Source organism: Salegentibacter salarius, from assembly GCF_900168265.1.
GTDB classification, from domain to species: Bacteria; Bacteroidota; Bacteroidia; order Flavobacteriales; family Flavobacteriaceae; genus Salegentibacter; species Salegentibacter salarius.
Window position 1 is genome coordinate 76804 of sequence record NZ_FVZF01000006.1, and the last position, 14627, is coordinate 91430.

Sequence of the window (14627 nt, forward strand, 5' to 3'; positions counted from 1 at the left end):
TTTTGTAATTGTTCTTTCTGAAATTAAAAAAACTTGTAGAAACAGGTTGCAATTGCTTAGTTTAGTATTTTAGAAAACCAATCTATGACTATAAAAAGACATATTCCAAATATTATTACGCTTTTAAATCTTCTCTGCGGAACCATCGCGGTAATTTTTGCCGTACAGGGAAGTCTCATTATGGCTGCAATCTTTGTTGCTGGTGGCATTTTTTTTGATTTTTTTGATGGTTTGGCTGCAAGGAGTCTAAACGTAGCTGGAGAACTTGGACTGCAACTAGATTCACTGGCCGATGTGGTGACCAGTGGTGTGGTACCGGGAATTGTGATGTATCAGTTACTGGACAATGCACTGCCGGGGAACTCGGGTGTAGAAAATACCGGCTGGGAAGTTGATCCGGGCTGGTGGGATTGGAACTTTAATACGCTTGCTTTAATTGGGCTGTTGATTAGTTTGGCTTCAGCTTATAGATTGGCTAAATTTAATGTGGACGATCGCCAAACCGATTCGTTTATAGGCGTTCCCACGCCGGCCAATGCACTTTTAATTTTAAGTTTTCCTCTTATTCTAACATTTCAGCCTGATAGTTTTATAACCGGCTTAATTTTAAACGAATGGTTTTTGATTGGTCTTACTTTTTTAAGTTGTTATCTTTTAAATGCAGAAATAAAATTATTCGCACTTAAATTTAAAAATTGGGGTTTTGCCGATAATAAATTGAGGTACTTCTTCCTGCTTTTATGCCTGGTGCTTATTCTGGTGTTCCAGTTTGTAGCTGTGCCACTTATTATATTAAGTTATGTGCTTTTGTCGGTAGTTTTTCCGAAGAAAGAAGAGGTATGAAATAAAGATTAAACGGGAATTTTAATTAGCACTTAGACTAATTCTTTATTGTAATTATAAAGGAATTCTGGTGCAAAGTCAGCTCCATTTGGCCATTCTATGGTAAAGTGATTCAACCTGAAGTTTTTAAAATAGTCCATATTCTTTAAGGGTTCGAAGATTTCGCCATAAAGTTCTTTCTCCAAATCAATCCTCTTTTCCAGACCATCATTAAATTTTAATTTTATAATCCTCAAGGTAATTAGCTGATAATGATTATAAAATAAGACGGAATACTTATCTAAACAACTTCTTTTTCCTTAACTCAAAGTTCTGTCCCAGGTAAACCTTTCTTACCATTTCATCTTCTGCGAGTTCTTCTGGTTGCCCATGTTTTAGGATACTACCTTCAAACATCAGGTAAGTTCTATCGGTAATAGCAAGGGTTTCCTGTACGTTATGATCGGTAATAAGAATTCCGATGTTTTTGTCTTTTAATTGCGCAACAATTCTTTGAATATCTTCTACGGCCACGGGATCAACTCCTGCAAATGGTTCATCTAGCAGAATAAAATTAGGGTCTGTAGCCAGCGCCCGGGCTATTTCTGTACGTCTTCTTTCACCACCACTTAGAAGATCCCCTCGGTTTTTTCGAATATGGCTTAACCCAAATTCTTCGATAAGTGTTTCCATTTTCTCGTGGCGTTCTTCTTTAGAAAGATCGGTGAGTTCCAGAACACTCATAATATTGTCTTCAATACTGAGTTTCCTAAAAACCGATGCTTCCTGCGCCAGGTATCCAATACCGTGCTGCGCCCTTTTATACATTGGATATTTGGTGATGTTTACTTTATCTAAAACTATCTTTCCGGAATTTGGTTTAATAAGTCCCACGATCATATAAAAAGAAGTGGTCTTTCCGGCACCATTTGGCCCAAGTAACCCAACAATCTCTCCCTGGTTTACTTCCAGAGAGATCCCTTTTACAACTTTTTTTCCTTTGTAGGCTTTAACTAAATTCTCGGCGCGTAATTTCATTTAAAAAGACATTTTAGACCTAAGGTACATTTTTTATGCCAGCCTATTCCTGATGGGCAGTTTCCAAAGCTTCCCAGTATTCGTGAGCTCTTCTTAGGTGAGGAATAACAATCGTACCCCCAATTAAAGTCCCAATACTAAGGGTTTCCATAACCTGTTCCCGGCTTAAACCTTCTTTAAAACTGGATTCTAAATGGTATTTTACGCAATCATCACAGCGTAAAACCAGCGAGGCCACAAGGCCTAGTAATTCTTTTGTTTTTTTATCTACAGCACCTTCTGAAAAGGCGTTGGTATCTAAATTGAAAATCCTTTTGAGTACTTTATTGTTCTCGCCCAGAATTTTACCATTCATCTGCTGACGGTAAGCATTGAATTCGTCAACTTTATTGATCATAGCTATTTTTTATTAATTTTTCTTTGTTCTTGTTTGTAGATCACTTTTGAAATAAGAATACTTACTTCGTAAAGTATCAATACCGGAATGGCCACAATTATCTGGCTAACAATATCCGGAGGCGTTATTATAGCTGAAAGAATTAGCACTATTACTAACGCGTATTTTCGATATTTTTTTAAGAATTGCGGAGTTACTACGCCAACTCTCGTTAGGAAGTAAATCACGATGGGTAATTCAAAAATAAGTCCGCTGGCAAGCACTGAGGCTCTAACCAGACCAATATAACTACTCAGGTCAAAATCGTTAAAAACGGCTTCACTAACCTGGTATTTTCCGAGGAAATTTATTGATAAAGGAGTTACTACGTAATATCCGAAAACTACCCCAATAAAAAATAATAGGGAGGTTATAAGAATAAATCCTTTTGCGTGCTTACGTTCGTTATCGTGCATAGCAGGAGCCACAAACTGCCAAAACTGGAAAATTACATAAGGAAATGCAATTATAAACCCGGCCGTTATAGAAGTCCAAACGTGGGCAGAGAATTGCCCTCCCATAGTTCTACTTTGAATTCTAAAAGGCATTTCGTCAAAACAGAATCCTGCATCCAGGCCAAGCGATGTAGATATTCTACATAGCATATCGTAAGAAAAGAAATCGCCTCTACTTGGGCCAAAAAGTAAAACATCAAAGATAAAGCCTTTTAAAAGAAAAGCTATAGAGCCAGCCACAACAATTGCGATAACCGCCCTTATTAAGTGCCATCTTAAATCTTCTAAATGGTCCAAAAAGGACATCTCTGGTTCAGGGGTGCCAATTTGCTTCATTATAAAATTCCTTCTCGAATTAGGTTATGGATATGTACGACACCCGCATAGGTTTGGTTTTCCAGTGCCAGTAATTGGGAAATCTTATTCTCTTCCAGCATTTCTAAAGCATCTACCGCCAGGGCATCCTGGTCTATAGTTTTTGGTGCGGGACTCATAATATCTCTTGCGGTAAGGTCTTTAAATTCGGTGTTATTTTTAAGCATGCGCCTTATATCACCATCGGTAATTATACCTATAATTTTATTGTTTTCAATTACTGCGGCTACGCCAAGCATTTTTTCTGAAATCTCAATAATTGCATCGGTAACCGAAGTTTCTGGAGCAACCTGTGGTTTCATATTTTGAGCGGTAATATCGCTAACGCGTAAATATAGTTTTTTGCCAAGGGAACCACCGGGATGATATTTTGCAAAATCTTTCCTTGAAAAACCTTTCAGCTTTAAAAGGCAGATAGCAAGTGCATCGCCCATAACCATTTGTGCAGTTGTACTTGTTGTAGGTGCTAGGTTATTTGGGCAGGCTTCTTTTTCAACAAAAGAATTCAAAACATAATCAGATTCCTTTCCTAGAAAAGAGTCTCTGTCGGCTGTAATTCCTACAAGTAGATTTTTGAAATCTTTAATATAAGGCACCAGCACTTTAATTTCGGGACTGTTTCCACTTTTGGAAATACAAATTACCACATCGTCTTTTTGTATGGTTCCAAGATCGCCATGAATAGCGTCTGCAGCGTGCATAAAAATTGCGGGAGTACCTGTAGAATTAAGTGTAGCAACTATTTTCGTGGCAATAACGGCGCTTTTTCCAATGCCTGTAACAATTACCCTTCCTTTAGCTTTGTAAATGTGTTCTACAGCTTCAGCGAACTCACTATCAATAAAATTTTCCAGGTTTGCAATTGCTTTGGCTTCAATGGAAATGGTTTCTTTAGCTGCGGTAAGAATTTTTTCCTTCAGTTTCAAATTTTGATAAAATTAAGGATTGTGAGTTTAAAGAAATATGTATCTTTAGTTATGCAAATGTATGTAAAATTGTAACACAATTGAATGAGTTTGACGGAAATTGATTTACACCAACAACTAAAGAAGTACTTTGGATTTAGTCAGTTCAAAGGGCTTCAGGAAGAGGTGATTACCAGTATTGTAAAAGGAAATAATTCTTTTGTGGTAATGCCTACAGGAGGAGGGAAATCCCTATGTTACCAACTCCCTGCGTTGATTGAAGAAGGAACGGCAATTGTGGTTTCGCCCCTGATAGCTTTAATGAAAAACCAGGTAGATGCTATACGTAGTATATCTGAAGAGCACGGCGTAGCCCATGTGCTCAATTCTTCCCTGAACAAAACCGAGGTTAGACAAGTAAAGGCAGACATAGAAAGTGGAATTTGTAAATTGCTCTATGTAGCTCCCGAATCACTTACTAAAGAAGATCACGTTGAGTTTCTAAAACAGCAAAAGATATCTTTTTTGGCTATAGACGAGGCGCATTGTATTAGTGAGTGGGGGCACGATTTTAGACCCGAATACCGGAATTTACGAAGCATTATAAAGCGAATAGGAGATAATATTCCAATTATTGCGCTTACAGCAACGGCAACACCCAAAGTACAGGAAGATATTTTAAAGAACCTTGGGATTCCAGATGCAAATACCTTTAAGGCCAGTTTTAACCGGCCTAACTTATACTACGAGGTACGGCCCAAAACTAAAAATGTTGATGCCGATATTATTCGTTTTATTAAGCAGAATAGTGGAAAATCTGGGATTATCTATTGTTTAAGTAGAAAAAAGGTTGAAGAACTTGCACAGACTTTACAGGTAAACGGAATTAACGCCGTGCCTTATCACGCGGGACTGGACGCAAAAAAGCGAAGTAAACATCAGGATCAGTTTCTTATGGAAGAAATTGATGTAGTTGTGGCTACCATAGCCTTTGGGATGGGAATAGACAAACCAGATGTTCGGTTTGTAATTCACCACGATATTCCAAAAAGTATAGAAAGTTATTACCAGGAAACCGGCCGTGCAGGTAGAGATGGCGGGGAAGGGCATTGTCTTGCCTTTTATTCCTATAAAGATATAGAAAAGCTCGAAAAATTTATGAGCGGCAAACCTGTAGCCGAGCAGGAAATAGGTCACGCCCTTTTACAGGAAGTAGTGGCTTATGCAGAAACTTCCATTTCCCGTAGAAAATTTATTCTTCATTATTTTGGGGAGGAATTTGACGGGGAAACCGGCGAAGGCGCGTCTATGGATGATAATGTTAGAAATCCTAAAAAGCAACACGAAGCTGGAGGCGAGGTGGAATTGCTATTGAAAACGGTGAAGGAAACCAAGCAGCTCTATAAGTCTAAAGAAGTGGTAAAAACGCTTATAGGGAAATCTAACGCGGTTATTTTATCACATAAAACCGATGCGCATCCTTTATTCGGAAAAGGGAAAGACCGGGATGGAAAATACTGGATGGCATTAATTAGGCAGGTTTTGGTTGCAGGATATTTAAAGAAAGATATTGAAACCTATGGCGTGATAAAACTTACCGCTAAAGGAGAGGATTTTTTAAAAAATCCGGAATCTTTTATGATGACCGACGATCATATTTTTGACAGTACTACAGAAGCTGTTTCTACTGCAAGCCAATCTGGCGGAGGCGGGGTAGATAAAACACTGGTTAAAATGTTGAAAGATCTTCGGAAGAAAGTTGCCGTAAAAAATGAGGTTCCTCCGTTTGTGGTCTTTCAGGATCCTTCGCTTGAAGATATGGCGATTAAATACCCGGTGAATATTGAAGAGCTTACCAATATTTTTGGGGTAGGAGAGAATAAAGCCAAAAAATTCGGAAAAGAATTTGTGGATCTAATTCAGCGTTATGTTGAAGAAAATGAGATTGTACGGCCAGATGATCTGGTGGTGAAATCTACCGGTGCCAATTCGGCTTTAAAATTATATATTATCCAGAATGTAGATAGAAAACTGCCTTTAGATGATATCGCTTCTGCCAAAGGCATGGAGATGAAGGAATTTATAAAGGAAATGGAAGCCATTGTTTACAGCGGAACCAAGTTGAATATAAATTACTGGATAGACGATATTTTGGATGAAGACCAGCAAGAAGAAATTCACGAGTATTTTTTGGAAGCTGATACCGACAAAATTGATGAAGCTATTAAAGAATTTGACGGCGATTATGACGATGAAGAACTTCGGTTATATCGCATTAAATTTATTAGTGAAGTAGCGAATTAGTGAGTGAAGGTAAAGAAGCGTTTCATTAACTTTTAGAATCGTCATCCTGAACTTGTTTCAGGATCTAAGACACTTGTGGTTCTAAACATGTTAGAAGCTGAAATAAGTTCAGCTTGACGAGAAGGTGCAATTATCTACCCCCCGCAGCTTGAAGGTCTCTAATGCAGTGCATTCCCAGTTGAGGAATATGTCCACCTTCAATTTCATCTATTATTCCGCTTCCAAATTCAATAGAAGCACGCATCAGGCAATCGGGGACATTACAATGCCCTTCGTTATCATCGTCTTTATGGTCAGATTGTGGTTCGGTGCCAATATCTACCAGCCCGAATAAATGACCGAACTCGTGATTTAAAACCGCGGCTTCAATATCACTTTCAATAGGTGCGTTTGGCCTTGAAGCAAAGTCTTCTATAGTTTCTCCATAAAGCACCATAGAAGTATTTCTAAATGCAGAGCCAAGGGTGAGTTTATTTTCTTCATCTTTATCACTTTTTCCATCAGCTACATAAATATAGACTGCAATCTCGTCTCCTGCATTATAAACGGTACGGGTTTCTTTCTCAATTTCCACGATCTCATCTATAGAAAATGGCGCTTTACCCGACGATGAAACTGCTCTTAGGCTAATTTTTATTCCATCGGGTTTAAAAGTTCGCTCTTCTAAAAAACTTTTGAAATTTGCAAGCGCCGCTTCGCTAGGTGCAAAACCATTAACATAAACGATTTCTATATTCATAGAAGTGAATTCGGCATCGCTTAAAAGTTGTGAGGCAGAATCACCAAGTCCCTGTAAATTGGCTGTTTTATCTATTCCGGGGGTATTTCCATCATCTTCATCGTTGTCTGTAGAACACGACACACTTAGCAAAGAAATAAAGAATAAAAGAAGTGCGTATTTATATTTAAACATGGAAAAGCATTTTTTTTGTAAAAATAGAAATTTATTGTTTTAAAGGCTGTAATTCAGCTAAATAATCGAAATGTTCTCCTTCTTTAATAAGATCGCAACTAAAATTATTCGATTCGGCGGCGAATTTCAGGGTTTGAAAATCTATATAAAGCCAGTCGAAATAATCTGAACTTTCCCCTTTATAAGTTACTTTAAATTCTAATTCTCCATAGTAAGCAGCTTCAGAATCTATCCAAATTCCGCCATCTTCGTCGCGATCAAATAAATAACTTAAGTCGGAAGAATCCAGCAGTATTTTTCCACCTGGATTAAGTAGTTCTTTAGCTTTTTTAAAGAATTTATCCAGATTTCTAAGTTTCCCAATAATTCCGCTGCCATTCATAAGCATTAAAATCGTGTCGAATTTTTCATCTTTTAAGTTGAAGAAATCGATGTTAAGTGCATTATTAATTCCGCGTAAACGGGAAATCTCTATAGCGCCTGCAGAAGTATCAATCGCAGTGACTTCAAGTTTTTTGTTATTCTGAAGATAAAGTGAATGGCTTCCTGCGCCACAACCAACATCTAAAACCCGGCCGGTAGCAAGTTGTAAAGCCTTTCGTTCTAGAGGAGGCATTTCGGCATAATTTCGGAATAAATAGGGAACAGGAATTATATCATCATCAAAATCCGGGGAATGTACCTCAATATCGGTTTTATCTTTTTCGTGGTAATAAGCTGAAATTGCTTTTCCGAAAGTGTCTTTTATTGAAGTTTGCTTATTCATGGATGCGGTGTAGGTTCGTTTTATATCTTTGCCCAATGGAAGAAATTCTGAAAAATCTCCCCGAAAAGGCCAAAGATAAGCATAAGGAAAATAAAAAGTTTTTTGCAAAGCTTAGAAAAAAACCGCCTAAAGATCTAGACAGGCAAATGCAGGAAATGCACGAGGAAGAATTTTCCCGAACCAATTGCCTGGATTGTGCAAATTGTTGCAAAACCACCGGGCCGCTTTTTACCAATAAAGATATAGAGCGCATCAGCAAACATTTAAAGCTGAAGCCGCAACAGTTTATTGAGCAGTATTTGCGAATAGATGAAGATAAAGATTATGTATTACAGGAAGTGCCCTGTACTTTTCTGGCAGCAGATAATTACTGTCTAATTTACGATGTGCGTCCAAAAGCCTGCAGAGAATTTCCGCATACTGACCGAAAGGATTTTCATAAGATCTCTAACCTCACACTGAAAAACACCGCCATTTGTCCTGCAGCTTATAATATAGTTGAAGAAATGAAGAGAAGAATTAAAGCTTAAAACTTTTGTTTGAACTGACTTACTCTTCTTTTTACGAGATTTGCTTCCTTGTATCTTCTTATGATTAGGAAATACAATATTGGACCGAAAAAAGGTAGGAAGATAATTATGAGTAACCAGATCAATTGATGTCTTGCCTTTAACTTCTGCCTCAGCAAACTGACAATAGCTAATACTGCTAGCAACAGAATTGCTACCATAAAAGCCGAGGGCCAAAAGCTGGAAGTTTCTAAATTGATCACAGGAAAATATTTACCCTTAATATAGCAAATATTCTTTTCGTTTTTCTGAAAATTTTGCCAATCCTGACTGCCAGGTTTCCCTTATTTCTTGTCCAGATAAGCCTTGTTCTATTTGAGTTTGTAAAGTCTTTGTACCTGCTAATTTTGTAAAAAAAGCATTGAAGAAGTCATCTTTATTTTCGGTATTCTGATAAGCTTCAATCAGCCACTCTAAATTTATTTGATCTACCCGATCTATTTTGCTAAGATCTCTTCCGTAGCATTCTTTTCCCAGGTGCTTCGGATTCTTTGCTCCCGCTTTAGATTCTGGCGTATAGGTGAAATCAAAATAATCTTCCTCTAAAAATGGGGAACCAAATACCTGGAATTGCTTGTCGGTTCCGCGGCCTGCATTTACGTTAGTTCCTTCGAAGAAACATAAACTTGGATATAAATTTATAGCCTGTGCATTAGGTAAATTTGGTGAGGGTTTAACTGGGAGATCATAAGATTTAGAATGGTCGTAATTTTCCATCTCTATCACCTCCAGTTCACATTGAATTCCGTCTTTTAACCATTTTTCTCCATTAATCATTTTCGCATATTCTCCCATAGTTAATCCGTGAACTGTTGGAATTGGATGCATACCTACAAAACTTTTAAATTCTGTTTCAAGAATAGGACCGTCTATATAATGCCCGTTAGGATTTGGGCGATCAAAAACGATAAGTTTTACATCATTTTCAGCGCAGGCTTCCATTACATAGTGTAAGGAAGAAATATAGGTGTAGAAACGCGTTCCGACATCCTGAAGGTCAAAGATCAAAACATCAAGATCTTTAAGTTGTGCTACTTTGGGCTTTTTATTATCGCCATAAAGGGAAATCACCGGTAAGCCGGTTTGTGCATCTTTACCGTCTTCTACTGCTTCGCCGGCATCGGCAGTGCCACGAAAGCCGTGCTCGGGAGCAAAGCCTTTTACCAGGTTTACGTCTAAGGCAAGTAAAGAATCCACCACGTGCGTATAGCCACCATTTCTATTCTTCATAATTGAAGTTTGGTTGCCCACAATCCCTACTTTTTTGTTTTCTAGAAGGGGTAAGTAAGCTTCCGTGCGATTTGCCGCCAGGATAATTTCTTCCACTGCTGGTTGTTTCCTATTATTTAATGCAATTTCTTCTGAAGATTGCTCTTTCTTATTTTGGTTTCCGCAGGAAAGAATACCTATAAAAGCGAATAAAAATGTACTTTTGAATAACCTTTTAAGCATCGTGATAGTTTGAATTTCGAATTTTTTGTTGTTAAACGCCTAATTGGCGGTAAGAGCCATAAAAGTAGTATTTCTGCTCCTATTATAAAAATAGCGATTGCGGCAATTGCGATTGGCGTGGTAATGATGCTTGTTTCCTTTGCCACCGGGCTTGGTTTACAGGAAAAAATAAGGGATAAGATCGCAGCTTTTAACGGGCATATCAATATCTCTAATTACGACAATAATAGTTCGCAGGTTACTCTTACACCTGTGGATAAAAACCAGGAATTCTATCCAGAATTTAATACGGTTGATGGTATCGCCCACGTACAGGCGGTAGCTACTAAGTTTGGGATAATTAGAACTGAAACCGATTTTGAAGGTGTGATTGTAAAAGGCGTGGGCACCGATTATAACTGGAGCTATTTTAAAGATTTTCTGGTAGAAGGTAAGCTTCCAAACGTTGATGATAAATTAAATGATGAGGTTTTAATTTCCTCATATTTGGCTAATAGGCTTCAATTAAATTTTGGGGATAAAGTACCTACTTATTTTTTGAGGGAAGGCAGCGAACGCCCTTTAACCCGTGGTTTTGTGATTACCGGAATTTACGATTCGGGGTTTATGGAGTTTGATAAACTATATGTGCTGGCTGATATTCGGCATATTCAGCGTCTTAATCGCTGGGAAGAAAATCAAGTAGGGAATTTTGAGGTTTTTCTGAATGATTTTAATGAAATTGATAAGAAAGGCCAGGAAGTTTATGAGAATACCGGCTCTTTTTTAGACACGCAAACCATAACCCAGACTTATTATTCTATTTTTGAATGGCTCGCACTTTTCGATTTTAATATCGCGCTAATTATTGGAATTATGATCCTGGTAGCAGGAATAAATATGATTACCGCTTTACTGGTTTTAATCCTGGAACGCACTCAAATGATAGGCATTTTAAAAGCATTGGGTGGGAACGATTGGAGCATTAGAAAGATTTTTCTTTACAACGCCGGTTACCTTATTATTAAAGGACTTTTTTGGGGGAATTTAATTGGCCTGGGACTTTTATTGCTTCAAAAGTATTTTAAGCTAGTTCCGCTAGATCCCAGTACATATTATGTGACAGAAGTTCCCGTTTATTTAAACTGGGACTATATTCTGGCAGTAAATCTTGGGACATTGGTTTTGTGTATGCTAATGCTTATAATTCCTTCAATAATAATTTCGAAAATTTCTCCCTCAAGAGCAATTAAATTTGAATAAAGTGTAAAAAATAAAGTGTTTTAGGTATTTCAATTGAAGTAAATTCAATTTTTTACCTTTGCAACTTCAAAAATTAAAAAATGGATTACGTAGAAAATATATTGGGAACTATTGGCAATACGCCAATGGTGAAAATGAATAAGATCACTAAAGATATTGATGCGCTGGTTTTGGCCAAATATGAAACTTTTAACCCTGGAAATTCGGTTAAAGATCGTATGGCAGTGAAAATGGTAGAGGAAGCTGAGGCTAGCGGAAAATTAAAACCAGGTGGAACTATTATTGAAGGAACTTCCGGGAATACCGGGATGGGTCTGGCGCTTGCAGCGATTGTAAAAGGATACAAGATGGTTTGTGTACTTTCTGATAAGCAGAGTAAAGAGAAAATTGATATTCTAAAAGCTGTAGGTTGCGAAGTGGTTGTTTGCCCAACCGAAGTTGCTCCCGAAGATCCGCGTTCTTACTATTCAACTTCTAAAAGAATGGCCGAGGAGACTCCTAATTCCTGGTATGTAAATCAATATGATAATTTGGCAAATACCAAGGCACATTACGAAAGTACGGGGCCTGAAATCTGGAAACAAACCGACGGAAAAGTGACTCATTTTGTAGTAGGTGTAGGTACCGGCGGGACTATTTCTGGAGTTGGTAAATATTTAAAAGAGAAAAACCCGAATATTAAAGTTTGGGGAATTGATACCTACGGATCGGTTTTTAAGAAATACCACGAAACCGGCGAGTTCGATGAAAAGGAGATCTATCCTTATATCACCGAAGGGATTGGAGAAGATATTTTACCAAAAAATGTAGATTTCAGCGTAATTGACGGCTTTACCAAAGTAACCGATAAAGACGCGGCAATTTATACCCGGAAGCTAGCTGAAGAAGAAGGCTTTTTCTTAGGAAATTCGGCTGGAGCTGCGGCAAAAGGCTTGCTTCAATTGAAAGAGCATTTCACTAAAGACGATGTGGTAGTGGTTTTATTTCACGATCATGGAAGTCGTTATGTAGGAAAAATTTTCAACGATGAATGGATGAGAAAACAGGGTTTTTTAGATTAATTGCAGCACCGCTTTATTTTAGGTGTTAGCATGTTCGTTGTCTGGAAATTTAATAAAATAATAATCTCTATCTAAGAGAGCCTTTTTATAAATTAGGTAATAATAAAATAGATTTTTGTTTATGAGGAATTTGTGGCTTTTTACAAGTGTATTTTTAATGCTAACAACCATTACCAGTGCACAGGTAGAAGAAAATTCAGAATTTCAAATAGAGGTAAATCTAACAAATCCTACTCGTGAGATTAACGATGGCGTTGCCGAGGTTGAAGTGCAGGGGGGTGAGAAGCCTTACCAATATAAATGGAGCAATCAATCTACTGCTTTAGATGCCAGGAAGTCTACCGGGTTGATTGAGGGAATGGAACATTCAGTTAAGGTTACCGATGCCAATAATAATTCCATTTCTAAATCCTTTATAATTAAGGCAGAATCTATTACCGAAATTTTTAACAGTAACGTACAGCCTGCCGTAGATTTTTTGGGAGGAATTTTATTTTGGGATCCATTTGCTTCTATAGGCTTATTTGATCCTGTAGTATATACACCCAGTAAACAAATTCCTATACCTGAATGGGATGCTACCAGTGATAATTCCTATACCTTAAAAGAATGGTTAGTCGCTAAAAAGGCAGAGGTTGATGAAGGCGACAAGATTGCTATCCTGCAAACCAATAGAGGAGAAGAAATTGATGTTTATTCTCCGGTAAAAGGAAAACTGAATTACCTCATAAAGGAAGGCCACGTAATTTTTGATCCTAATAGTACCAGTGATGTTGTAGAACAAGATGCACACGTTTTTGCAGAAGTAGTATATGCTGAGCCGCAACCACTGTTACATCCTAATGGAGATGTAAAAAAGAATGCGATTCCTTTTATCGTAATGTGGTTAATAATTGGGAGTATCTTTTTTACGTTCCGACTTGGTTTTATAAATATCCGCGGATTTAAACATTCTATAGATCTTGCCAGGGGTAAGTATGACGATCCAAACGCGCCGGGTACCATTACGCATTTCCAGGCTATGGCCACGGCGGTTTCTGCTACAGTTGGTTTAGGAAACATCGCCGGTGTAGCAGTAGCTATTTCCTTAGGTGGAGCCGGTGCAACTTTTTGGATGTTTTTGGCAGGTTTCTTTGCAATGTCCCTGAAGTTTGTAGAATGTACGCTTGGTGTAAAATACCGCTTTATAAATGATGGAGGCCGAATTTTTGGTGGGCCAATGAATTATTTACGCTACGGGCTGGAAAGAAGAAATATGAGAGGGCTTGGGAAATTCCTGGCTACTTTTTTTGCAATACTGGGAGTAGGAGCTTCTTTTGGTGGTGGTAATATGCTTCAGTCGAATCAGGCCTTTAAGATTGTTTCTGAACAATTACCTTTTCTACAAGGTCACGGCTTCTGGTTTGGGGTTGGTTTTGCTATCCTGGTTGGAATAGTAATTATAGGGGGTATTAATAGTATTGCTAAAGTTACCGGCAAAGTAGTCCCTTTTATGGCTATAGTTTACGTTGCTGGGTGTGCAATTGTAATTGGTACTCATATAGAGAATATAGGTGGTGCATTTTCAGCAATTTTTAATGGAGCACTTTCTGCCGATGCCCTTAAAGGAGGATTTATTGGGGTGTTAATTATTGGACTACAACGTGCTGCTTTCTCCAGTGAAGCCGGGGTAGGTTCTGCCGCTATTGCTCATAGTGCTTCTAAAACCAATAATCCTATAGCCGATGGTTTTACATCTTTAGTAGAGCCTTTTATTGATACAATGGTAGTATGTACCATGACCGCTTTGGTTCTTATTTTTACGGGAATGCATGAAGTAAACGGGCTTGGAGGGGTAGAGCTTACCTCAGATGCGTTTGGCAGTGTAATTTCATGGTTTCCGGCTGTTCTTGCTTTCGCTGTATTTTTATTCGCTTTTTCTACTATGGTTTCCTGGTCTTATTACGGAATGAGATCCTGGACTTATTTATTCGGGAGAAGTCTAAAATCAGAAATGGTTTATAAAGTTATGTTCTTATTGTTCGTAGTACTTGGTGCAACAACAAGTCTTGGTGCAGTGCTGAGCTTTTCGGATATGATGATCTTAGCTATGTCTTTTCCTAATATTATAGGTTTGTATATCTTGTCTTCTGAAGTGCGGGAGGATATGAAAATTTACCTCGATAGACTCAAGGCAGGTGAAATTTATATTAGTGAAAAATTCAGGAAAGCAGCTTAAGGAAGATAAATGGCTCTATAATCGAGATTTAATGCTACGATGCTTTTCTCGAATATTCTTTTTGAATACTT

At 37.9% G+C, this 14627-nt stretch carries 15 protein-coding genes; 6 read left to right on the top strand and 9 right to left on the bottom strand.

Annotation, left to right across the window (positions count from 1 at the left end):
* Positions 1–84: 84 nt before the first annotated feature.
* On the top strand, positions 85–843 hold the full coding sequence (locus B5440_RS05290; RefSeq protein ID WP_070055047.1) for a CDP-alcohol phosphatidyltransferase family protein: 759 nt from the start codon (positions 85–87) through the stop codon (positions 841–843).
* Between the two features lie 32 nt (positions 844–875).
* Here the strand turns inward: B5440_RS05290 and B5440_RS05295 are convergent, their stop codons facing one another.
* Genes B5440_RS05295 through B5440_RS05315 form a run of 5 tightly spaced genes read right to left on the bottom strand, consistent with a single transcriptional unit; the run spans position 876 to position 4052 of the window.
* Positions 876–1079: a DUF2442 domain-containing protein gene (locus B5440_RS05295; RefSeq protein WP_198550885.1), complete on the bottom strand. Its 204-nt coding sequence runs from the start codon at positions 1077–1079 to the stop codon at positions 876–878.
* A 40-nt stretch (positions 1080–1119) separates the two neighbouring features.
* Positions 1120–1860 (bottom strand): LPS export ABC transporter ATP-binding protein, encoded by a 741-nt coding sequence (lptB, locus tag B5440_RS05300; protein WP_070055045.1) that lies wholly within the window; start codon positions 1858–1860, stop codon positions 1120–1122.
* 43 nt (positions 1861–1903) lie between these two features.
* A complete protein-coding gene (locus B5440_RS05305; RefSeq protein ID WP_070055044.1) occupies positions 1904–2257 on the bottom strand; it encodes a carboxymuconolactone decarboxylase family protein in 354 nt (117 codons plus the stop codon).
* A gap of 2 nt (positions 2258–2259) precedes the next feature.
* On the bottom strand, positions 2260–3087 hold the full coding sequence (tatC, locus tag B5440_RS05310; protein ID WP_070055043.1) for a twin-arginine translocase subunit TatC: 828 nt from the start codon (positions 3085–3087) through the stop codon (positions 2260–2262).
* Entirely contained in the window at positions 3087–4052 is a 966-nt protein-coding gene (locus B5440_RS05315) for a KpsF/GutQ family sugar-phosphate isomerase (protein ID WP_079711082.1), read from the bottom strand. The genes tatC and B5440_RS05315 overlap by 1 nt, the downstream gene beginning before the upstream one ends.
* Before the next feature lie 84 nt (positions 4053–4136).
* Between B5440_RS05315 and recQ the strand changes: the two genes are divergently transcribed.
* Positions 4137–6335 (top strand): DNA helicase RecQ, encoded by a 2199-nt coding sequence (recQ, locus tag B5440_RS05320; protein WP_070055042.1) that lies wholly within the window; start codon positions 4137–4139, stop codon positions 6333–6335.
* Between the two features lie 130 nt (positions 6336–6465).
* Here the strand turns inward: recQ and B5440_RS05325 are convergent, their stop codons facing one another.
* Positions 6466–7248, bottom strand: coding sequence for a hypothetical protein (locus B5440_RS05325; protein WP_070055041.1), 783 nt, complete (start codon positions 7246–7248; stop codon positions 6466–6468).
* 31 nt (positions 7249–7279) lie between these two features.
* Positions 7280–8014 carry a class I SAM-dependent methyltransferase gene (locus B5440_RS05330; RefSeq protein ID WP_100970651.1) on the bottom strand — a complete coding sequence of 245 codons (735 nt, stop codon included), beginning with the start codon at positions 8012–8014 and terminating at the stop codon, positions 7280–7282.
* Between the two features lie 35 nt (positions 8015–8049).
* On the opposite strand from B5440_RS05330, the gene B5440_RS05335 reads away from it, so the two are divergent.
* Positions 8050–8544, top strand: coding sequence for a YkgJ family cysteine cluster protein (locus tag B5440_RS05335; protein WP_070055040.1), 495 nt, complete (start codon positions 8050–8052; stop codon positions 8542–8544).
* On the opposite strand, the gene B5440_RS15890 is transcribed toward B5440_RS05335, so the two are convergent.
* Positions 8541–8744 (bottom strand): PLDc N-terminal domain-containing protein, encoded by a 204-nt coding sequence (locus tag B5440_RS15890; protein WP_070055039.1) that lies wholly within the window; start codon positions 8742–8744, stop codon positions 8541–8543. The two genes, B5440_RS05335 and B5440_RS15890, sit on opposite strands and share 4 nt — an antisense overlap.
* 58 nt (positions 8745–8802) lie before the next feature.
* Positions 8803–10035: an exo-beta-N-acetylmuramidase NamZ family protein gene (locus B5440_RS05345; RefSeq protein ID WP_070055038.1), complete on the bottom strand. Its 1233-nt coding sequence runs from the start codon at positions 10033–10035 to the stop codon at positions 8803–8805.
* A 9-nt stretch (positions 10036–10044) separates the two neighbouring features.
* Between B5440_RS05345 and B5440_RS05350 the strand changes: the two genes are divergently transcribed.
* The 3 genes from B5440_RS05350 to B5440_RS05360 all read left to right on the top strand — a co-directional run bounded on the left by B5440_RS05350 (position 10045) and on the right by B5440_RS05360 (position 14556).
* Complete coding sequence (locus B5440_RS05350) at positions 10045–11277, top strand: ABC transporter permease (protein WP_070055037.1); 1233 nt, start codon at positions 10045–10047, stop codon at positions 11275–11277.
* 80 nt (positions 11278–11357) lie between these two features.
* A complete protein-coding gene (locus tag B5440_RS05355) occupies positions 11358–12338 on the top strand; it encodes a PLP-dependent cysteine synthase family protein (RefSeq protein ID WP_070055036.1) in 981 nt (326 codons plus the stop codon).
* A gap of 157 nt (positions 12339–12495) precedes the next feature.
* Positions 12496–14556: an alanine/glycine:cation symporter family protein gene (locus B5440_RS05360; RefSeq protein WP_394365392.1), complete on the top strand. Its 2061-nt coding sequence runs from the start codon at positions 12496–12498 to the stop codon at positions 14554–14556.
* Positions 14557–14627 lie beyond the last annotated feature (71 nt).

What these genes read in the sequence shown, in the direction of transcription:
- B5440_RS05290 (WP_070055047.1), top strand. Translation starts at nt 85, where the DNA reads ATGACTATAAAAAGACATATTCCAAATATTATTACGCTTTTAAATCTT.
- lptB (WP_070055045.1), bottom strand. Translation starts at nt 1,860, where the DNA reads ATGAAATTACGCGCCGAGAATTTAGTTAAAGCCTACAAAGGAAAAAAA.
- B5440_RS05305 (WP_070055044.1), bottom strand. Translation starts at nt 2,257, where the DNA reads ATGATCAATAAAGTTGACGAATTCAATGCTTACCGTCAGCAGATGAAT.
- tatC (WP_070055043.1), bottom strand. Translation starts at nt 3,087, where the DNA reads ATGAAGCAAATTGGCACCCCTGAACCAGAGATGTCCTTTTTGGACCAT.
- recQ (WP_070055042.1), top strand. Translation starts at nt 4,137, where the DNA reads ATGAGTTTGACGGAAATTGATTTACACCAACAACTAAAGAAGTACTTT.
- B5440_RS05325 (WP_070055041.1), bottom strand. Translation starts at nt 7,248, where the DNA reads ATGTTTAAATATAAATACGCACTTCTTTTATTCTTTATTTCTTTGCTA.
- B5440_RS05330 (WP_100970651.1), bottom strand. Translation starts at nt 8,014, where the DNA reads ATGAATAAGCAAACTTCAATAAAAGACACTTTCGGAAAAGCAATTTCA.
- B5440_RS05335 (WP_070055040.1), top strand. Translation starts at nt 8,050, where the DNA reads ATGGAAGAAATTCTGAAAAATCTCCCCGAAAAGGCCAAAGATAAGCAT.
- B5440_RS15890 (WP_070055039.1), bottom strand. Translation starts at nt 8,744, where the DNA reads ATGGTAGCAATTCTGTTGCTAGCAGTATTAGCTATTGTCAGTTTGCTG.
- B5440_RS05345 (WP_070055038.1), bottom strand. Translation starts at nt 10,035, where the DNA reads ATGCTTAAAAGGTTATTCAAAAGTACATTTTTATTCGCTTTTATAGGT.
- B5440_RS05355 (WP_070055036.1), top strand. Translation starts at nt 11,358, where the DNA reads ATGGATTACGTAGAAAATATATTGGGAACTATTGGCAATACGCCAATG.
- B5440_RS05360 (WP_394365392.1), top strand. Translation starts at nt 12,496, where the DNA reads ATGCTAACAACCATTACCAGTGCACAGGTAGAAGAAAATTCAGAATTT.